Consider the following 20450-nt stretch of genomic DNA (forward strand, 5'->3'; position numbering starts at 1 on the left):
AGCACGACATCATTTAAAATTCATAAATGCTTGTATTCCACATTATCCCACATCTCGGGATCAGCCTTGAAGCCTTAATTAACGTGAACGCCCAAGTTCCGAAAAAAGCCGCGCAAGTTCTGACTGTAAGAGTCCTGCATAGCGGAAGATTCCTTAAGAATATTTTGCATACTGTTCATAAATGCGGAAGCTGAAGTCGTATCAGCCTTATCAAACCGGTTCTCTATTCGCGTGTTATTTAGCAACTCCGCAATCTCTCCTGTACGTTCCTTATATTTCTCAATCCATTTGGGGTTTTGAGGAACCTTTTGTGCAAAATCTATCAGCTGACTCAGTCCATTCCCTCCACCTTTAATGTCATTGATGAATGCTGTATACTTTTGGGGGTCAGCCTGCTTCATCACTTCCGACAGCTTGACGTAATCCTCAGGGGCACCTAGCGGACGGTCTATTGGAGTCGTGTAACTAATATCTCCGGTCTCTGGATCAATTGATCGTGTCAAAGCAATAGCAGCTATCTGGTTCATGGTTTCCAAAAACTCTTTGGCCTTGTCACCTTCCATATAGTGGTCTGCAATATACTTGGATTGGGAAACTCCCATCTCCAGTAGCACGGTTCGCTGGCTCTCATCTGTTACTGAACCATTGACGATAAAATTGGATTCAATCATACTGTACACCGCATTGGACACTTCTTCTGGCTGACCTTTTAAAACTCGGTTTAATGAATCGTTGATCTGGGTTGTACCGAAATACTTAGCAGACTGTGATACAATAGCTCCTTCAGCCAGTTGCCTACCGGTTTCGCTAATCTCTACGGAGTCTTGAATAACCAATTCGGAGCGTTTTCCTTCATAAAGCTGGGGGGATTGGGCCTGCTTTGCTGCCGGATTTATCCGCAAGCTACTAGTGTTAATAACGGCTCGTTGCATTCTAAGGGGCTCAAAATTCATTTCATTTCCTCCTGTCATTTGGTAACAGGCACTCTAAGTCGTATGTATAATGTAATGTGACCCTGTTTCTATATATATCGGACAAAGCACATATGGAATGAATATATGCTTTGTCCTAAAAAATGAACAAATATTAAAGCAGTTAATCAACCGCCATAAATACTGTAAGCGAAGTGATATACAATATCTGTGTCTATAATCGAAGTACCCCTAACCTGAGCAGCTACCCCTGAGAGATCAAAATAGTGTGTAAAACTGATTGCTCCAGACAGGTATTCCGCAATACTTCCAGTTGAATGTGGCAGGGAAACGGTAACACTAAAGGCCCCATTCTGATCCGTATAAGCTGTGCCTGTACGAGTGCGATTGCCGCTGCCTTCAGTCCAGTTCTGATTCAACCATGTCATATCAACAGGCGCATTTGCAACAGGATAATTATCAGTTGTAGTAACGACACCCTTCACAGTAAAATCACTAGTTCCAGTAACACGGTAATGACGACCGTAAGAATAGGTTGGGTAGTCATTAGGGCCATTTTTAGAAGAGTCGTAACCGTTAATTACAATTTTTCCAGCCCGAAGTACCGGTTTAAGTGTTAGTGTATACAAATGGTCAGCTGAATACTGATTGGTTGTGTATACTCGTACATAGTAGGTTCCAGTATTTAAAGTAACATTGTGATTCGTTTGCGGGAGAAGCACCATCTGGTTGCCGCTGAGAGCTCCATAAACTTCCGCTTTGTAACCGTAGCTTTCCGAGGTACTATCCAGCTTTACATTTAATGCATCATAATTGCGGCTCGCAGGGATCGTGATTTGATACCAGTCGTTATCAATGCCTGAATGGATGGAACGTGAGTTAAGGGAAGATCCACCCGTACTAAAGGTAAAGTTATAAGCATGAAAAGCGCTCTCATCCGGCTCATATGCATCGTAGCTGGAACTTGTATCGACAGTCAGATAGAAGGGAGCATTAATGCTAGAGCCTTTCTTGGCATGAACTGCAATCGCATAAGCCTTTTCGGATCCGATAGCGTTGCGTGCTCCTACGTTTTCGGGAAGTGATGCAGCCCCCTGTTCATAATTGTTAAAATAAGTACCGTAGGTAGAAGCGTCTATTGGATTGGGGTTGATGTCACCTGTCGTCATATCAAACTCGTATAAGTATAAGTCATAATCAAGCTGTGCTGAAAATGGACCATCCAGCTGAGCCTGCAACAATTCGCCAGGCTGCAAATAGATCGGATATAAAAATTGTGTACCTCCCTCTTCTGTAATCGTACCGGAATACGTAGCAGAAGAAGCTGTGGCTGCCGCTGGGCTTGCTTTCAGAGAAGGAACAGTTTCTTTTTTTCAATGAGGGTGTCTCCGGTGTCTTGAAGTTGAGATCTTCCTTCATTGCATACACCGAAGAAGTAATACTGTCCGGCTTGTCTGCCCGCGTTAGCTGCTTAATGACGCTTTCATTTACAGTTGTTAGCTGAACATCGGACTCCGCCTTAATTGCTTGGTCCGATACCCCCTCTGTGCCTTGACTCGCGTTCGCAGTCAACCCGAAAGCAAACAGGAGCATCGTGCTTAGCATAACTGCAATAGCCTTTTTGAACCTCTTCATACTGAAATCCCCTCTCAAATGGTTTAAGGAATTCCCGCTATTCCCCGGATAAACCAGGGTAACTTCTAGGCTGTATGGCTCTATCATAAAACACTTCTAGTTCTAATGGAAGATACTGTGCAAAAAAACATAAAGAGCCGCCTTTTTCGAAAATGGAAAGCCTCAGCAAGCCATTGCGAAAAAAAGCGACTCTTATATATTACTCTACTACGTTAAAAAATGATTAATTTCTAATACTGTAAGCAAAAAGATAAATTATATCCGTTGCACTAATCGAGGTGCCGTCGACCTGAGCCGCTACCCCTGTAAGATCATAATAGTGTGTAGAACCAATGTCACTCAAATATTCTACATTTCTTCCTGTAGATTGTGGAAGGGAAAGAGTCACACTGAATCTCCCGTAATCGTTCGTATACGTAGAAGCCGTTCTGGTACGGTTACCGCTGCCCTCGCTCCAGTTCTGATCCAGCCAAGCGACAGTGACAGGCGCATTAGGAACCAGTTGACCATCCGTTGTTTTAACGACACCATTCACGATCAGGTTGCTGCCTCCGTTAATACGATAATGACGACCGTATGAGTAAGTTGGATAGTCATAATAGCCATTGGAGTTAAAGCTCGTAATTTCGATTTTACCAGCCTTGAGTACCGGTTTCATGGTTAGTGTATACAAATGGTCGGCTGAATACTGACTTGTAGTGTACACTCGCACATAGTAGGTTCCCGTATTCAGGGAAACGTTGTGATTCGTTTGCGGGAGAAGCACCATTTGGTTGCCAGTGAGCACCCCATAAACTTCCGCTTTATAGCCATAGCTCTCCGAGGTACTATCCAGCCTTACATTTACAGCATCATAATTACGACCTACAGGGATCGTGATTTGATACCAATCGTTATCTATACCGGAATGGATGGAGCGTGAGTTAATTGAAGAACCTCCGTTGTTAATTGTAAAATTATAAGCATGAAAGGCGCTCTCATCCGGCTCATATGCATCATATTTGGAGCTTGTAGCCACAGTCAGATAGAAAAGATCATTAATACTTGACCCCTTCTTGGCATGGACTGCAATCGCATAAGCCTTTTCAGATCCAGTCGTGTTGCGGGCTCCTACATTTTCGGGAAGTGATGCAGACCCTTGTTCATAATTGTTAAAATAAGTACCGTAGATGGAATTGTCAATGGCATTGGGATTAATGTCACCTGTCGTCATATCAAACTCATATAAGTACAGGTCATAGTCAAGCTGTGCTGAAAACGGTCCGTCTAATTGAGCCTGCAACAATTCACCGGGCTGCAAGTAGATTGGATATAAAAACTGTGTACCTCCCTCTTCCGTAATCGTACCGGAATATGTTGCGGAGGACGCTGTAGCTGTCGCATTCGCTGATGCTGACTTTGGACTTGCTTTCAGCGAAGGGGTAACTTTCTTTTTCAAAACAGATTTCTGTGGTGTTTGCAAGTTGATATTTTCCGTAATGGCATACACCGAATCTGTAATGCTTGCGGGCTTGTCTGCCCGTGTTAAATCTTTAATGACGCTTTCTTTTTCAGTTGTTAGCTGAAAACTGGACTCCGCTTTAATCGCCTGTTCCGTTTTACCCTCTGTGCTTTGACTCGCGTTCGCAGTCATCCCGAAAGAAAGCAGGAGCACCGTGCTTAGCAACAGCGAAGTTGCCTTTCTGAACCTGTTCATACTAAAATCCCCTCTCGAATGTTTTACTAAATTTCCGCTATTCCCCAGATACATCTGGAAAACTTCTATGCTGTCTATCTCTATCATAAAGCAATTCTGGTTCTAATGGAAGATACTTCTTCAAATATTCTTATTTGTAATCCGTGATAATTTTACACCTCTTTCGGAAGCATACCTGAGGCAATGGACAGAGCACTGAAAATCCCTGTCTACTTTTTTATCCTAAAAATCACGACGAAAAAGGCTCCCCTAATTAAAAGGGAGCCTTCTTTGAGTTTCAAGGTTAATAAACTTGAGCGCACATATAATGTACTTTTCGCAAAACACGTAAAAAGTTATTTTGAGCGCTGTGCTTCAAATCCGCACTCATATAGAGTGCGACCTGCTGTCCTTCTCGGGCCTTCGGGATGTGAACGATTGATTTCAATCCACGCACTCATATAGAGTGCGACCGGGATGCAGTCGCCTATTTTTATCTGGCAAATATTTCAATCCACGCACTCATATAGAGTGCGACTTGATACCTTACCGCCAGATATAAAGCGTGGATTTGAAGAAATTTCAATCCACGCACTCATATAGAGTGCGACCCAAGGACCATAGCGTCATTGCTATCTTTGATTTATTTCAATCCACGCACTCATATAGAGTGCGACTCAACTAAGACAGCATCCATTGTTGTGCTACGGATAACCTATTTCAATCCACGCACTCATATAGAGTGCGACGTGGTTATTTTAGGCTTACCTGTCTCATCAAGTTGATTTCAATCCACGCACTCATATAGAGTGCGACTGTCCTGACACAGGAAGAATTAAAGATAGTCCGCGAACGATTTCAATCCACGCACTCATATAGAGTGCGACGAGGAGGTAGCCTAACGGCTGCCTTTTCCTAAAAATTTCAATCCACGCACTCATATAGAGTGCGACTTCTCGAAATAACTGAGATTGAGTACTTTTTGATGATTTCAATCCACGCACTCATATAGAGTGCGACCACAATAGCGGCTCTATTTGTCTTCGTTTTTCAGCAATTTCAATCCACGCACTCATATAGAGTGCGACTCAGCAATGTCAAAAGCCCGCTTTTTTGCTTCATTATTTCAATCCACGCACTCATATAGAGTGCGACGTTAATCAAACATGTCACGCCAGACACGTTAAGCATTTCAATCCACGCACTCATATAGAGTGCGACGGGGTATATCCCTGGAGCCATAGCGAACAAGGCGATTTCAATCCACGCACTCATATAGAGTGCGACAATGGACAAAGACTGGGACGAATTCATACGTAGAGATTTCAATCCACGCACTCATATAGAGTGCGACGTTTGATCCATCGTGGGATGTGACCGAAAATATGTGATTTCAATCCACGCACTCATATAGAGTGCGACTTATATGATCGGCAAAATCATAGTCGCCGTGGTATTTCAATCCACGCACTCATATAGAGTGCGACTTTACATGGCGGACATCGTACATGTGATAGCCTTCTGGAAATTTCAATCCACGCACTCATATAGAGTGCGACACTTGCCAGCGGTCTCTGATTTCTCGGTGGATCTGACGATTTCAATCCACGCACTCATATAGAGTGCGACAGCGAAAATGCAGTAATTCATACCCTAACGATATCAATTCCACACATTATCGTAAAAACTGATGCCAAATAAGCTTGAATCAACTATTGACTTTTAAGGTTAAATAGCTATTCCAACACTTTTCGACAAATTTCGAGGTGCGAAGGACCCGGGATTTTCATGTGCGCTTGGGGTTCGCACCGAATCGGCTTCTATATGATACCCTACTTTTAATGAGCAGATCAACCAACTTAGTTTCGACACTATTTTACCATAAAAACCCTACCATTCTCTTATTTATACGATATAATAAAAGATATGGATAGTTCTTTTTGACTACAAGGCATATCGAATTACCCATAACATACATAAAAAGGGGAATACAGATGAAGAAGTTAAGCGTATTTATGTTAGTATTATGTTGTTTTTCTATTTTGGCAGCCTGCTCTACCGATCCGGTTAAAAAAGATTTAATTACGTATGTGAATGATGGAATGCTTCCCTTGGCACAAGATGAAAAAGCAGTAACTGACAAGTATGAATCCGTGACCGGAGATAAATACACAGATGATCTAACACTATATAATACTTTAAAAGATAATATTATCCCCGAATATACCAAATTCGTTGATAAGTTAGAAGCTGTAAAGACGGAAACTCCTGAGGTAAGAGCCCTCCACGAAACCTACATCAAGGCCGCTAGTACTCAAAAGGAAGCCTTCATTACGATGGTTGATGCGTTGGATAAACAGGATCTGAACTTAGTCAATGAAAGTAACGCCAAGCTCAGCGAGGGTAGAAAGCTATTCAGAGATTTTCAAGAACAACTCAACACACTTGCCAAAAAGCATGATGTCGAGATGAATAAGAAATAAATTTTAAAGCTCCCGTCAGGGGAGCTTTTTCTATATCTCTTAGGAATACTCGAAGCAAATGACCGCTTTACCCAAATATCTATCATAAAATAAATAGACGGAATCCGCCCCAAATGCTTGAAAATAATATCCCGTGAAAGAACCGATATAGGTAAAAGTCTCGCCATTGGCACATTTAGGTACATGAAGCAAGTTCGTATGTTCGAACTGGAGCATCTCTTCGATAGATTCACCATATTCCTTTATATAGCTTTGGGCCTCTTCGGACTGAAATGCGATATCATCCAATATACCGTTGACTTCAGGGAAACTCAGTCCCCAACCACTCGATTGTTTGTCCTCAAAATCGCGGGTGAGTTCTTCTACAGACTCTTTGGCATCTCCTAAAGAGGAATAAGGATAAATGTTGTTATTTTGCAGGAAAAACGCTTTGCGGGATTGGTAGTCTTGTTCATTAGCTATATACGCACGCTCCACTTCATCCAGAGACATGATTTTCCTTTTCATGCGTAGATATGCTTTATCCCCGGTGGATTTCAGCGTTTCATAGGCAGCTTCCAACTGCTCTTTCTGATGAAGGATAAAATAATCCCAATCCGCTTCGAATTTGTATTTACCATCCATCACATTGAACCCCAGCATATCTTCCTTCGTAAATGTGGTGTGAAATGACTGGGTATCCTCACCTACACTGCCCTCGTGAATTTCTTTTACGGAAACAAAATGCAACCACTCGTCCTGCTCCGGGAACAAAAATTGAAGATTAATCGAGCAAATCGGCAAAAAATGCTTCCGATAATGTTCAAGATCGCCAACAAATACGTCCTCATATGCTGGAAAATGTTTGATGTATTTCTCGGGTATATTCATATTTCCTCCTACATTGTGTGATTATCCGTCAGCTTTTCGACCCGAAACGTTCCTTCATAGGATGTGACGCTGTACAGCTCATCAAACCCTTCTTCGTAGCTCGGAACTTCAAGCTTACTCATGACGCTTTTAATACCGATCTCAGGAATAAGCTCTTTACCTGTTCGTTTCTCATTACGCTTGATGGATCCTACAAAATCGGGTTCAAAATAGTAGCCTATAATTTTAAATCCCTTATTTTTTGAAACAGCTATATATTTTTTCCGTTCCTCGACTGTCGGATTCGTATTGTCTACAACAAAGCGCTGCATTGTTTCGATGGAGGCTTGTAGGTAAATATTTTCCCTGTTCCGTGTTTTAAGCATGTCTAAATTTATTCTCATATGTGTTTTAAAGAAATACTCCTTATAAAATGTCGACTTTCCTGAAGCCTGGATTCCTATAAAAATGACACATTCCAACTCTCACACATCCTTGTCCAAGTAGACATATTGGTAGATGTAGTTTGTTTCTGATAGCCTCACCTTTGCGATACTGTTGCTTGGTAATACATACCCCGCGCTTTTGCCAAACGGAAGATCATTCCAATTCACTCCTTTTTCCACAAACAGCTTATCTTTCGGTTGTTTTCCAAAAACCATGTTGTACTTTGCCAGGCTTGATATCCTGACGTTCGATACGTAACTCATTGCGCTTCTCGTCTTCTAAATGTGCGCAACACGCAGCATCATGGAAGCTTCCATTCCATTTCTCAGCCGCACTGCCTCTGCAATACACCAAGGACAAATGGCTTCATAGGACTGTGAGCCACATCCATTTTTGTTGAATATCCATCTTATATGCATGTCCTCCTCTATGATGTATGGTCTATACCCATTTCCTTGAATTGTAACAAACGGGTTTGAAATTCGCTATAAGTGGGCCGTCTACTTTCTGTTGTGTTGGTTCAATGCGATTACGATGGTGACAATTAATCCGATCAACGCAACCAGCAGCGTACCGAACATCATCATTAATGTCAAAGCATCTTTAACCTCTACAGCCCTCACATCCTTTGCAGGAGACTAGCCAACTGCCCACCCAAGCCATTTTGTCGTCAGCGTAGCAACTATACCTATGGTTTGTTATGTACGGGCATACATTTCCTCTTCTACTCTTTCAATCGCTTGAATCAACGTCATGTGAGGGTCCTCACGCTTATACTGAATGGCCTGCTCGCCTGTACCTCCAGCATCACACCATTCCCAGTACATATGCACATCTACGGATTCCAGAAAATATACAGATAAAGCTTCGACCGGATTCATAGCATACATAGCCATAAAGGTTTCATTCGAGAGTAGCTCATAACGTAGGTATTCATCTTTCATCAGGTAGAGCAGACTCCGGACTGCCTGATCATTCACATTAATGATACGACGGATAAACGCATTGCGTCTTTCAACGGTATTCAGTATGATTTGCATAGCATGACGAATCTGTACAGCTTCCGGACTGATTTTGAGCAGATGAATTAAATCATTAGTGGTTAGATTCGGGTTCCAGGGGGCTGGTTCAATAATCCGTGTCCATGCATCGTTATGCCCTCTTTCAAAAACCTGAATCGCGTCCGAAACATCGACACCGATGGTTTGCCATTTTCGATTGAGCGCATCCACAATATGATAGTAGTGCAGCTCCGCTGCTTCCTGCTCTCCCTTTTCCTGCTCCCACACGGGATTCATGCGTACAATGTCCTTGATCGCTTGCACATTCGCTTTCAGTTTTTCAGTCATAGGTATCATCCTCCATTGAAATTCTGGTAAAATGGCAATAGCAAAGCTAAGGGTATGTTGGATACATCCCTTTGGGAAGATAGCATGTCAATCCCGAATATGCCCTTAAGGTCATAAAATAAATATAACCCTATGGTCATATTTTGTCAACGATGTATGGAGGAAATCCAAATGTTAAAAATCAGAATCAAACTAAAGGAAATTCTCAAAGAAAAAGGTATCACTCAAAAACAATTAGAAGAACTATCCGGTGTTTCACAGGCAAGGATATCCAAACTAAGCAGTGATAACCGACAAGAAGTAAACTTGCTTATGCTTGAAAAGATCGCTCATGCTCTGGAGATCAAAGACATTTCCGTGTTAATGCAGTTTGAAGAAACAGAATAGCGTGGTTTGTGCATGTTAACGTGGGAGTACATTAAGGAGTCTGTTTTCAAAACGGGCTTCTTTTTTGTGTTCCACTTTTTAGAGTGGTGTTCCGAACAGTTCCACGTCTATAAAAATGTTAGTTCATTATGAACCTATTTCCGTTTTACAACCAGCACAAGAAGGCTTGCCAAACTACTAGGGCAAACCTTTTTGTGTATTTTAATGAAAAATGAGGAACGTCATAGCTGTGCTACATGTGTGGTATGAGAAATACGTGCTTTCAATTCACGCTGCTACGTAAGGAGCGAAATTGAAAGAGCAGAAGACGGATATATGGAGTGGAAATTTCAATCCACGCTCCTACATAAGGAGCGACTTGAATCGTTGGGTTCAGTTCTCCGATACGCAGTATATATTTCAATCCACGCTCCTACATAAGGAGCGACAGCACGCGTTACAAAGCCTTACCCAGCTAGGCTTTGTAAACGCTTTTTCGCGAATCTCTTTTTAACTCACCAATAAATGTTAAAAACCACACCCTAAATTCGCTGAATCCCTTGTCTGGCGCGGGGTGCGAGTGTTCCGGGGATTTCATGTGCACTTGGGGTTCGCACTCAAGTCTATGAAACCCATGCCTCGTTCTGTTATAAATTCTTTTTCAATTCCTGATCCTTTTGTTGCTCACTCAAATGCTGTAGTTCCTTGCTGTCATACAATAGACTCAGTTGGGGCTCGAAATTATCACCTTGTAAATCAAGCAAAATTTCTGTATCTTCTATCTCCCATGCTGCCTGATAATGCAATTCACCTGTCGCTACAGCCATTCCCCATTGGCTTGGTGTATCTTTGTATAACTCTCCCTTCCAAAGGGTATCATCACTGCTAGGCTTGCCGTATTTCTCCGTTAGGCTCTTTTTTTAAGTCATTATAATTTTCAATATAATCATTCTTATTCGTATGTTTTTCTGTAACTAAATAACCTGCACGAACCAATTGATCATCCACAAAAAAGTACATGAGTCCGCTTTCCAGTCCCAATATCTTGGAATAATAGGCAATCGACTCATGATCTTCTTCCTCAACCTTCATATCTTCAGATGCCTTTACTTGTTCTTTACTCATCCCCCAGCCTACGTTGCGAAATGAAATTTTACCTTGATATCCCTTGTTTTCAGTCGCTACCGTCTCATGCACAGATGAACTGGCAGAGTCTCCTGATGCATTTGAACTTGTAGCACTCTCTGTACTTGTGGTACCGCTCTTGGAAGTAGTACAGCCCGATAGAACGACTCCTGCTACGCATAAACATAAAAATACCTTTTTTATAAACTGACCCCTTTACCGAATATATACCAAAACTCTACCATGTCTTTGGTAATGGGTCTATAGTAATGATCATACAAACCATTTTTCAGCTATCTATTCCCCAACCATTACGTTATAATGATCTCAACTATTTTATTCCGATGTGAAAAGGGTGATATATATGAGTCAAGCTTCAGCCTCGATTCCCCGTCCGTTGGTCAGGGCTAATCAATGGGTGATTGTGCTGTCTGTGGTCTTTACCTGGATTACAGGGGCGTATGGGGTGTTAGCTATTCCACTGATTGCGGGGTTGCTCGGTGTGCTATTCAACTTCAATCCGGTGATGCGGGTAGCCAAGCTATTTTTAAAGAAAAGCCCATCCTCATATGTGCAGGAGGACCGGGGACAGCAAAGATTTAATCAGCTCCTTGCCGTCTTTTTTCTGCTGGTGGCTCTGGCAGGGTTTACGTTCCAATGGAGTATTGTCGCTTATGTGTCCTCAGCGATGGTGCTGGTGGCGGCATTGGTCGCTATTCTGGGCTTTTGTGTCGGATGCTTTATTCTCTACCAATGGTCCCAATATCAATATCGGAGAAGAAATCACGTATAGATTGCCTTCCCTTCATCCTATTTTGCAACAATCGTATCCTCAAATACAAAAACAGAGATGGCTATATCTTCCTCCACCTTAATATCCGAAAAGAGGTGCAGCAGTCGGGAATCCATGTAATCCTCCAGTTCTTTGTTGAACTGTACGGGATAGATTTTCTGAACCATTTTAGTTCGGGCTGCATGCACCATCTCTTTCCCGGCAACCTCTTGTGCCAGAAACTTTTCAGAAGGGGTTAAATTACCGTACAGCATCGTGATGGCCATGTTATCTACAAAGGTTGTATGTATGCGTTCCGGGCCTTTTCCAAATAGCTCTTTACGTACTTTTCGAATAATTTCGTTAAAACCCGTTTCCTTTCTCATATCGCACCGCTCTCCTAAACCTACTAAAATCCTTGTTACTATTTCCATCATAACCGATTCCTCTCATATAAAACAGAGATTGAAGGAAAGTGATTTTTGGAACATACTTTGTTACCTATTTTTCGTATTGATAAAAAAGTTACCTGAAGCCGATGAAACCTAATATTCATCTAGCATCCTCATCGTATCGAAAACAACTCCTTTTTATACACTCTAACGATATCGTGTGAAGCTCGTCAAATCTTGAATTATAGCTTAACCACAAGCTTCTACGTTGTTTCACCTCATCTGATAATTGGAATGTAATTTTTTGTTCGCTATCTTCAATACGTTCAATTTGGTTGTCTACTGCAAATACATTTTCGGCAAAGCATTTGGAATTTCCATAAATAATAAATATATCTCTCTCATGTAACCCCTGGACTGTTTAATTTGTTACTCTTTTTATTTTTGCTCTAACAGGGACCATGAATGAATGAGAACTTAAGACTCAAATCCCTCCAAAAGGCGAATTTCCCATCACAGAATATGGGAAGAAAATGAACCCTCACCTTGTAAGCGATGGGTGATTGGGGCATAGCTCATGTGCAGCATTTAAACAAGCTTTATGGGGAAGATCCATTTATGGAATCATTCAAAGTTAAAGAAGAGTTTGTCGAGACAAAATAATCCCCAAATAAAATAAAACCTCACAATATGAGCATTTAATCAATATTGCTCCTAATGAGAGGTTTTAAACAATCAACTAGCGTATCCCGTTAGTTGAGCCATAAATCATCGTTTATTATCACTTTGGGAAACTAGATATCCTCTGACGGATTTATAATCGCCAGAACCTGATGATCCTCCCACTCTCCGTTGATCTTTACGTTGCTTCGAGAGATGCCTTCTTTGTGAAAGCCAGCCTTCTCAAGCACACGGATTGATCCTGGATTCCGAGGAGAGGCTTCCCCGACGATCCGATGAAACTTTAGCTCATCGAAAGCGTAGCGAACGACCTGCTTCACCGCCTCCGTCGTATAGCCCTTGCCGTTATAAGCTTGGTCTAGGCTGTATCCGATCATACAGCTCTGAAGCGGTCCCCTCACCACAAAAGATAGATCTATGCTACCTATAATCCGGTCGTCCTCCTTGTGGCATACCACGAAGGAATATCTCCGATCCTCCATCATGTCGGCCTTGCTCTTAATAATCTTCTGGAGTTGGTGCTCCTCTGTATAGTGCTCCTCTAGGTTGTTTGGCGAAAACTTATCAAAGAACTCCCGATTACGCTTGTACATTGCTGTCAATTCTGCGACGTCCGCCTCTTCAGAGAACCGGACGTATACTTGCTGCTCCGACATCTGCACCATCCTTCCAAACTATGATATTGAGAGAATTATATCACAGGATGAAGATTCGGAAATTGGTTTGATGAGCGGTGTATATCAGCATCATTTTTTATTAAAAAATTTTATATTTGAATCAATTTCATAAATGATAAGCCAACGAAATGTATACTACATATAGACAAACTAAACCATTTTGATCTATATGTACTCTTTATTAAAGCTACTGAGGGTATTATGAAATGGATTCATTTAGATATGATATTGACTTTTAAATTCGAAAATCTCATCAACAGCTTGATGATACCCACCTGATTTTTTAAAGGATTCCCTAATATTTGCGACAGAGTTCTTGAAAGATGAGAGACTTAACACATGATCTACGGCTTCACGTAGTTGATTTGCAGTCAAGCTTTGCATTTGTAATTGAATGCCTGCTCCGATATTGGCGACTTGCCCCGCAATGATCGGCTGATCCGCGCTTTGTGGGATAACAATTAGCGGAACTCCGTAATAGAGACCTTCATTGGTACTGTTCATTCCACCATGTGTAATAAATAATTTAGTGTATTGCAGTACATCAGTTTGTGGAACATAATTTTTTACGATGAAGTTTTTAGGAATTTCCCCTAAATCAGAAATTCGGGTTTTATTCCCAATAGACATGACAATAGTATGATCCGTGTTCCCAAATGCCTCAAAACAAAGCTTATAGAAATCAATTGCTTGGTTAAAGACTGTACCCAGTGAAATGTAAATGGGTTTTTTTTCCTGGATTGCAGTTAAGTCGAAGTTTTCTTGAGTTAATCGTGAAGAGATGGATGGACCTACAAATTTATAAGTTTGGTCGAATGCTTCTACATAAGGCTGAAACTCCCTGGTTGTATAAACGATTGTAAGTGGTGCAGGATTACAAAACACTTCGTAAGGAGAATGGATCTCCACATCATATTTTTCCTTCATCATTACCGTCAGGCTTTGAAATTTATCCATTATAGATTTAACTATTTCTGTAGGGACTTGTATAGAAAATTGTTCTAACATTTTATCGAATGATACTTTTGTCTGCGCAAAAGAAGTACAAGAGTTGATTGCAGGAAGCTTAAGAATTTGAGCAAGTAAACGTCCACAACCAAACATGGAATCATGGATGATGTAATCAAAATGCTCTCCTTTGATCTGTTCAAGAACACTTGGTATGACTATATCTGCCGTAAGTAAAAGACCGTTGATTCTTTCGAGTAAATAATCTCTTCCACCTGAGATAAAGGCTTTTATAAATTTTTGATCGTCAAATGTTCGTACTGAAGCTCCTGTCTTCTCAATACGCTCCCGAGAAGCTTCTATAGAAAAGTACACTACCTCTTCTCCACGCGAAATAAGCTCTTGCACAACTCCAATAGTTGGATTGATATGTCCCTCTGATCCACCATTAATAAATAAAACACGGGCCATTTCTACCACTCCTTAGGTATACTGTTCTCTAAATTGTGTAAGAGTAAGGGGCACTGTCCCTACGATTGCTCGAATCAATTAATGGAATCAAGTTTATCATAGTACAATACTTGAAAATCTAGAGGAAAAGGCGAATCTGAGAACACTTCTGTTCCAGCAAAAGTCTGACTACTCACTTAAGAATATCACGACACATGATCCGGTATTTTTTGATTCTATGCAAGGAACATTGTAAAAACGTACAAACAGTGCGCACCGCATAGTTTCGGTACGCAATGTTTGTCATTAAATATAAGGCTTATTCGTAGGCGCCGATGTTCACAGCGGCTCCCTGTACTCTTGGTTTTCCGTCAATATCCAGCGTTCCGATGATGGCACGGTCCGTGTCACCGGCATCGATTGCCGGAGACGAAGACTGAAGATGGAAATCGCCTCCTGCAGCATTCACAAATTTGGGGTCGATGAACAAGGAATGTGCATCGTTGCCGGTTCCCTTTTTATAAGCGGAGAAACCCGTGTATTCTTTATTTTTCCACGTCCAGTTGGCTTCCGAGCTGCCGCCCGGAGCGAAATATAAATTATAATCCACAACATTGCCGGAATTGTTGGTGTATTCATTGTAGATCAGCACATCCGTGGAGCTGGCCACGAAAATATTGTTCTTGATCACGTTGTTTTGCGTATCGTACTGAACGAATAGCTGGCCGCTTCCGCCGCCAAGCGTATCGTTCTTGTACAGCGTGTTGTTCACGATCTTGCAGTTAACCGTCGAGCCGCGCTCATCATCGTAACCGCCCATGGCGATGCCGGTCAGCCGGTTGTTATATATCACGTTGCTGCGGACCGTAATATTGCTGGTGGCTTTGCCGGCATGCTCGGAGGCAATTTCGATGCCGATGTCGTTGTTGTAGCTGTAGTTCTGCTCGATAATGCTGTCCTTGCCGCCATCCACATAAATGCCGCCGGCCGAGTTGTCGTCTTTCTTGTAAGATAGGTTATTATTGGAAGAATTATTGTACACCCGGTTGCCCTTCACCAACCCGTTTCGCGCCTGATCGTAAGCGGTATTCGGCGCGGTTCCCTCAAAGCCAATCAGATCGATCCCGATGTTGTCATTATTGTGAATGAGGTTGTCGGTCACCGCAAAACCATCCACGTTGCCGTTTAAAACGAGCGATTCACTCGAACCCAGCACAAGATTGTAAAGCTCATTGCCGCTGATCGTAAGGTCGTGAATCGAAGCCGGAGCTTTCGTGCCATAAACAGCGATGCCGTGGGCGTCCCGGCCCAGCCGATCTTTGCCGGTCGGGGTGACCGTGTTTTTGATGTCATGGATTTTGTTGTTGGACAGATTAATGAAGCCGCCCGAACCGTGGACATAAATACCTACAGGCACCGCGTTCTTGGAAGCAGTGGTAAAATTGCGGATTTCAAACCCCTGAACGGTAACGTAATCGACATCGGCCAGTTCGATCAGCCCTTGGATCCCGTTGACCGAAAGTCCGGTGCCGTCAATGGTGGCGGTCTCGGTCCCATAGTTGGTGAACACAATGGGACCCTGCGAAGCGGAGCCGGAGCGGGTAATCTTCAGCTTCTGATTGTACATGCCGCCCCGGACGTAAACCTTGCTGCCCGCAGGAGCCACGTCGGCCGCGTGCTGCAGCGTCTTCCACGGCGCGTCGCTCGTTCCGGCGTTGGAGTCGCTGCCGCTCGTGGCCACATAATATTCTGTACCGGCCGCGGAGACGGAGGGAGGCTGCACATTTCCGACCGCTAGACCAAGCCCCAAAACTATGGCTAATGCCAGAAAAATTTCCCCGAGTTTCTTCATAATTCTTCATCTCCCTTTGTTTATTATTGTAAATTATACCACAAATCCACTAAGCCTGTCCCGCTTGCAAACGGAGGACGGCCTCCACAGTCGGCAGACTCCCGGTGCCTCCGATGCCAAGGCGTCGACAGCGCCCCGCAGGCATTGGCGAATCGCAGCATTTCCTCGCTGCGCCGGCCTGCCTGCGATTTTCCCCTGGCCGCCGGTGATCTGATGCTCCATGCCGACCGATACCACCCTATGCTGACGGGTACCCTGGGACGGCGGTGTTGCCAAATCCTCGGCCTCACAATCATGACGGAACCCACTGGACACAAAGACTTTATTTTCTCAAGACAAATAAAACACAGCCTACCTTAATCGGCAGACTGCGTATGTCATGTTCCATACTCCATAGCGGGCTAATCCTTCACCAATCGGTTTGAAAGCATCAACATGATAAAAGAGAACAGAATGATGACGGCTACCCAGCTCCAGGAGAGTGTCATATTCCCGGCCTCGGATGCGGTGTAAATCGCCGTAGACAGGGTTTGGGTCTGTTCGGGAATATTACCCGCAAGCATCAGCGTAGCGCCAAATTCTCCTAATCCCCGGGCAAATCCGAGAATGTATCCCGAGATGAGTGGGCGGTAGGCGAGAGGCATCGTAATGTAGCGAAATACTTGCCATTCGTTGGCGCCTTGTGCACGTGCAGCATGCTCTACCTCGGGATCGACGGCTTCAAAGCCTGCCTTGATCGTCCGATAAGCCAGTGGAAAAGCCACAATTACAGCAGCCACCACCGCAGCTCCCCACGTAAATACAATCGTCTGCTGGAACAGGCTTTCGAAGGCTGTTCCGATCCAGCTTTTCCTCCCCAGCAAGATAAGCAGAATAAAGCCAACGACTGTGGGAGGCAAAACAAGCGGAAGAAGTAAGAGCGTCTCGATCATGCTGATTCCCCTCCGCAGCTTGCAGTTCGCCATCATCCGAGCCACCACGGTAGCTAACAGAAATACAAAGATGCTGGCGGCGACTGCGACTTTGACGGATACGATAACCGGAGGAAGAAAAGCTGACCAATCCAACGGGACCCCCTCCTTTATATATAGATGCTATTTCCCTGTCTTTTCTGTAGGAGCTGAAAATCCGTCCTTACTGAATACGCTCATCGCTTCATCCGTACGCAGAAAATCGAGAAACTCACCAGCTTCCTTGCTGTGTTTCGTTGCTTTTACAATACCTTCCGGATAGAGAATCGGAGCATGCAATTCCTCAGGTACTTCCAGCGCAACGACTGCTTTATCGGATGATTTGGCATCCGTCAGGTAGACAAGTCCCGCATCGGCGTTGCCTGTTTCCACATAGTTTAATACCTGTCTTACGTCCTTGGCGAATACCAGCTTAGGCTCCAGCTTGTCCCATAGTCCGGCCTTCGTCAGCGCTTCTTTGGAATACTGTCCAGCAGGAACGGTAGTTGGCTCCCCAACAGCTACTTTCAAGAAGGATGGGCTTGTCAGATCATGGAGTGTAATGCTTTTGGCCTTATCCTGCGGAACGACTACAACCAGTTTATTTTGGAGCAGTACGCTATCCTTTTCCACCAATGAAGCATCGGTCAATGCCTTCATTTGCTTCATACCTGCCGAAATAAATACGTCAGCGGGTGCGCCTTGCTCAATTTGTTTTTGCAATGTGCCGGATGAAGCATAGTTAAAGGTAAGTTTGATATCCGTATGCTGCTTTTCATACTGGTCCTTGAGTGTATTCAGACTATCTTGAAGGCTCGCTGCGGCAGATACGATGATCTCTGTTTTTGGCGCAGACTGTGTCGGCTGTACAGCAGCCGAAGACGAGCAACCAACCAGCACCCATGCCAACAATCCAACCAACGTGAATATGTACCCGAATTTCATTTTCAACTTACTCTTCCCCTGTCCTATAAATTCCGAAATGGGTATAACGATGTACACCTCATAACGGTTCAACTCTATTGGGTCAGCCCAAATATTTGTGAACAATAGATCTCGCCTCGGCGATGTCCTTCGTGCCATGGATCAGAACGCGTCCATCCTGAAATAGAACCAGCCGATGCGCTCCAATCACTACGGATACCAGATATGGATTATGCTCAACCTTGCCTCCCTGACGTGACAATAGACGCGCCGCTTCATTCAGATCGCGCACAGCACCGGAGGCCGGGCGGATTTGAACCGTATCACGTCCGCACAAAACAGCCGACTTGGATTGATGCTCCGATTGTAAAAAAGGATACACCGGATGCTCGCCACACGTTGGGCAGTCGGCTTTCTTCATCGCGCTGATCTGGATCGCCTGATGCTGATTGTTCCACAGATCAAAGGAAATCAGCTTGCCTTGCAGCGCTGAGTCGTCCCCGGTGAGCAGCTTCAGTGCTTCGGCGCTTTGGTAGGCTGCCACCATCTGCACAGCTGGGCTAATCACACCCGCCGTGTCGCAGGTTGCGCCGCCAAGAGGTACGGTTCCGAGCAGGCAATGCAGGCACGGTGTCTGTCCCGGCACGATGGTAAAGGTCGTCCCGTAGCTACCCACACAAGCCCCGTAAATCCAAGGAATTTGGTGCTTGACCGCGTAATCGTTAATGAGCAGACGTGTATCAAAGTTGTCAGTAGCATCTACGATGAGGTCCACACCTGCTGCAATATCGTCGATTTCTTCCAGCGATACGTCCCGAATTAGTGCACGAATGTCCACGTCTGAATTGACTTGCTGCAATCGCTTCTGCGCTGCCACCGCCTTCGGCATATGATCACGAGCGTCCGCTTCATCATAGAGCTGTTGGCGTTGTAGATTACTCCAATCTACATAATCGCGATCCACCAGCGTCAGTCGTCCGATGCCCGCTCGCACCAGCATGTCCGCATTGGCGGTACCCAGTGCTCCAGCCCCAATGATAAGCACGTGCTTGCTGCGAATATTTTGCTGTCCTGCTGGCCCAATTTTCGTAAACAGCTCTTGTCTCGAATATCGGGCATGAGACGCCTGCGTCTGCGCTTCTGCATCGGCGTCCATGTTCTGATCCTTCTTCATTTCAGACATCGTTGATTTACGCCCCATTAGGGTTCCAACCTCCTAGCTGATGCCCCTTCCATTCCGAGCCGTCCTCCCACACTTCCTTTTTCCAGATCGGCACGATTTGCTTCAAGCGTTCAATCGCATGGCGGCTGGCTTCGTAGCAAGTATCGCGGTGTGCAGCAGAAACAGCAATCACAACGCTCGTCTCTCCAATCCTCACCGTACCAAGCCGATGTGTAATCGCCGTACGTGTAGACGGCCAACGCTCTGCAATCTCGTCACCAATCTGCTTCATCTTGTTCATCGCCATCGGGACATACGCCTCATATTCCAGCAACACAGTACGCTGACCTTGGGTATATTCCCGAGTCGTTCCATTAAAGGTCAGGGAAGCCCCATGGGATGGGTCCTGCACCTTCAAGGTCACCTCATCGGCATCAATCGGATCGTACGTGATCGCAAACAAGCCACATGGCGAAATGACCGTTTCCATCCCTGGTGCGGACTGAAGAAGCGTGATTGTATCTGAAGGATGTATTAGTTCCTCTGGAGAAGCCAGTTTTTTATTATTCGTAAAAAAAGAACCTTGCAGCTGTGAAGACGCTTCCGAATATTGCTCATTCAAGCTTTTTCGAATGTCTGCAATGGTCACCGTTTCCTGCGGTAACTCCAGCGTGATCACGGATTGACCAAGCTGCTCTGCCATACCCGCGAATAATTGAATACGGTATTGCATAACCATTTGACCCCCTTTGCACCTATCCTATCGAACTCGCTTAGCCTA

General features: G+C 44.1%; 20 protein-coding genes, 1 pseudogene and 1 CRISPR repeat array. Of the genes and pseudogenes, 3 read left to right on the forward strand and 18 right to left on the reverse strand.

The genetic code is table 11. The features are described 5' to 3' along the window. Positions 1 to 74 precede the first annotated feature (74 nt). The 3 genes and pseudogenes from QMK20_RS17470 to QMK20_RS17480 all read right to left on the reverse strand — a co-directional run bounded on the left by QMK20_RS17470 (position 75) and on the right by QMK20_RS17480 (position 4263). Complete coding sequence (locus QMK20_RS17470; protein WP_283652598.1) at positions 75 to 953, reverse strand: hypothetical protein; 879 nt, start codon at positions 951 to 953, stop codon at positions 75 to 77. 146 nt (positions 954 to 1099) lie between these two features. Further along, positions 1100 to 2567 (reverse strand): annotated as a pseudogene (locus QMK20_RS17475) (peptidase associated/transthyretin-like domain-containing protein). Positions 2568 to 2790: 223 nt separating this feature from the next. Continuing rightward, the gene (locus QMK20_RS17480) at positions 2791 to 4263 is read right to left on the reverse strand and encodes a hypothetical protein (RefSeq protein WP_283652599.1); all 1473 of its coding nucleotides are present in this window, start codon (positions 4261 to 4263) and stop codon (positions 2791 to 2793) included. A gap of 420 nt (positions 4264 to 4683) precedes the next feature. Next, positions 4684 to 5871: direct repeats of the CRISPR family, unit length 32 nt; unit sequence ATTTCAATCCACGCACTCATATAGAGTGCGAC. Positions 5872 to 6236: 365 nt separating this feature from the next. Here QMK20_RS17480 and QMK20_RS17485 point away from each other — a divergent pair. Further along, the gene (locus tag QMK20_RS17485; RefSeq protein ID WP_283652600.1) at positions 6237 to 6725 is read left to right on the forward strand and encodes a hypothetical protein; all 489 of its coding nucleotides are present in this window, start codon (positions 6237 to 6239) and stop codon (positions 6723 to 6725) included. 39 nt (positions 6726 to 6764) lie between these two features. On the opposite strand, the gene QMK20_RS17490 is transcribed toward QMK20_RS17485, so the two are convergent. From QMK20_RS17490 to QMK20_RS17505, 4 genes are all read right to left on the reverse strand, one after another. Continuing rightward, on the reverse strand, positions 6765 to 7595 hold the full coding sequence (locus QMK20_RS17490; protein WP_283652601.1) for a siderophore biosynthesis protein: 831 nt from the start codon (positions 7593 to 7595) through the stop codon (positions 6765 to 6767). An 8-nt stretch (positions 7596 to 7603) separates the two neighbouring features. After that, positions 7604 to 8056, reverse strand: a complete 453-nt coding sequence (locus tag QMK20_RS17495) for an AAA family ATPase (protein ID WP_283652602.1) — start codon at positions 8054 to 8056, stop codon at positions 7604 to 7606. A 465-nt stretch (positions 8057 to 8521) separates the two neighbouring features. Then, on the reverse strand, positions 8522 to 8644 hold the full coding sequence (locus QMK20_RS17500) for a putative holin-like toxin (RefSeq protein ID WP_283652603.1): 123 nt from the start codon (positions 8642 to 8644) through the stop codon (positions 8522 to 8524). A 75-nt stretch (positions 8645 to 8719) separates the two neighbouring features. Then, positions 8720 to 9370: a hypothetical protein gene (locus tag QMK20_RS17505; protein ID WP_283652604.1), complete on the reverse strand. Its 651-nt coding sequence runs from the start codon at positions 9368 to 9370 to the stop codon at positions 8720 to 8722. A 171-nt stretch (positions 9371 to 9541) separates the two neighbouring features. On the opposite strand from QMK20_RS17505, the gene QMK20_RS17510 reads away from it, so the two are divergent. Beyond that, entirely contained in the window at positions 9542 to 9757 is a 216-nt protein-coding gene (locus tag QMK20_RS17510) for a helix-turn-helix domain-containing protein (protein ID WP_283652605.1), read from the forward strand. A gap of 262 nt (positions 9758 to 10019) precedes the next feature. Here the strand turns inward: QMK20_RS17510 and QMK20_RS17515 are convergent, their stop codons facing one another. The 3 genes from QMK20_RS17515 to QMK20_RS17525 form a co-directional block, all read right to left on the reverse strand. Further along, on the reverse strand, positions 10020 to 10160 hold the full coding sequence (locus QMK20_RS17515; protein WP_283652606.1) for a hypothetical protein: 141 nt from the start codon (positions 10158 to 10160) through the stop codon (positions 10020 to 10022). Positions 10161 to 10383: 223 nt separating this feature from the next. Beyond that, positions 10384 to 10563 carry a hypothetical protein gene (locus QMK20_RS17520; protein WP_283652607.1) on the reverse strand — a complete coding sequence of 60 codons (180 nt, stop codon included), beginning with the start codon at positions 10561 to 10563 and terminating at the stop codon, positions 10384 to 10386. A 58-nt stretch (positions 10564 to 10621) separates the two neighbouring features. After that, on the reverse strand, positions 10622 to 10861 hold the full coding sequence (locus QMK20_RS17525; RefSeq protein WP_283652608.1) for a hypothetical protein: 240 nt from the start codon (positions 10859 to 10861) through the stop codon (positions 10622 to 10624). 364 nt (positions 10862 to 11225) lie between these two features. Here QMK20_RS17525 and QMK20_RS17530 point away from each other — a divergent pair, with 364 nt between their 5' ends. Then, entirely contained in the window at positions 11226 to 11654 is a 429-nt protein-coding gene (locus QMK20_RS17530) for a DUF4395 domain-containing protein (protein WP_283652609.1), read from the forward strand. Positions 11655 to 11671: 17 nt separating this feature from the next. Here the strand turns inward: QMK20_RS17530 and QMK20_RS17535 are convergent, their stop codons facing one another. From QMK20_RS17535 to QMK20_RS17570, 8 genes are all read right to left on the reverse strand, one after another. Further along, on the reverse strand, positions 11672 to 12019 hold the full coding sequence (locus QMK20_RS17535) for a Na-translocating system protein MpsC family protein (protein WP_044647337.1): 348 nt from the start codon (positions 12017 to 12019) through the stop codon (positions 11672 to 11674). Positions 12020 to 12819: 800 nt separating this feature from the next. Further along, positions 12820 to 13362 (reverse strand): GNAT family N-acetyltransferase, encoded by a 543-nt coding sequence (locus QMK20_RS17540; RefSeq protein ID WP_283652610.1) that lies wholly within the window; start codon positions 13360 to 13362, stop codon positions 12820 to 12822. A gap of 237 nt (positions 13363 to 13599) precedes the next feature. Beyond that, complete coding sequence (locus tag QMK20_RS17545) at positions 13600 to 14802, reverse strand: macrolide family glycosyltransferase (protein ID WP_283652611.1); 1203 nt, start codon at positions 14800 to 14802, stop codon at positions 13600 to 13602. Positions 14803 to 15100: 298 nt separating this feature from the next. Then, a complete protein-coding gene (locus QMK20_RS17550; protein ID WP_283652612.1) occupies positions 15101 to 16633 on the reverse strand; it encodes a right-handed parallel beta-helix repeat-containing protein in 1533 nt (510 codons plus the stop codon). Between the two features lie 401 nt (positions 16634 to 17034). Beyond that, positions 17035 to 17700, reverse strand: coding sequence for a molybdate ABC transporter permease subunit (modB, locus tag QMK20_RS17555; protein ID WP_283652613.1), 666 nt, complete (start codon positions 17698 to 17700; stop codon positions 17035 to 17037). A 27-nt stretch (positions 17701 to 17727) separates the two neighbouring features. Then, entirely contained in the window at positions 17728 to 18534 is an 807-nt protein-coding gene (gene modA, locus QMK20_RS17560) for a molybdate ABC transporter substrate-binding protein (protein ID WP_283652614.1), read from the reverse strand. A 76-nt stretch (positions 18535 to 18610) separates the two neighbouring features. Further along, positions 18611 to 19690: a thiazole biosynthesis adenylyltransferase ThiF gene (locus QMK20_RS17565; RefSeq protein ID WP_283656301.1), complete on the reverse strand. Its 1080-nt coding sequence runs from the start codon at positions 19688 to 19690 to the stop codon at positions 18611 to 18613. A 7-nt stretch (positions 19691 to 19697) separates the two neighbouring features. Continuing rightward, positions 19698 to 20402 (reverse strand): molybdenum cofactor biosynthesis protein, encoded by a 705-nt coding sequence (locus QMK20_RS17570; protein WP_283652615.1) that lies wholly within the window; start codon positions 20400 to 20402, stop codon positions 19698 to 19700. Positions 20403 to 20450 lie beyond the last annotated feature (48 nt).

Source organism: Paenibacillus sp. RC334 (assembly GCF_030034735.1).
GTDB lineage: Bacteria > Bacillota > Bacilli > Paenibacillales > Paenibacillaceae > Paenibacillus > Paenibacillus terrae_A.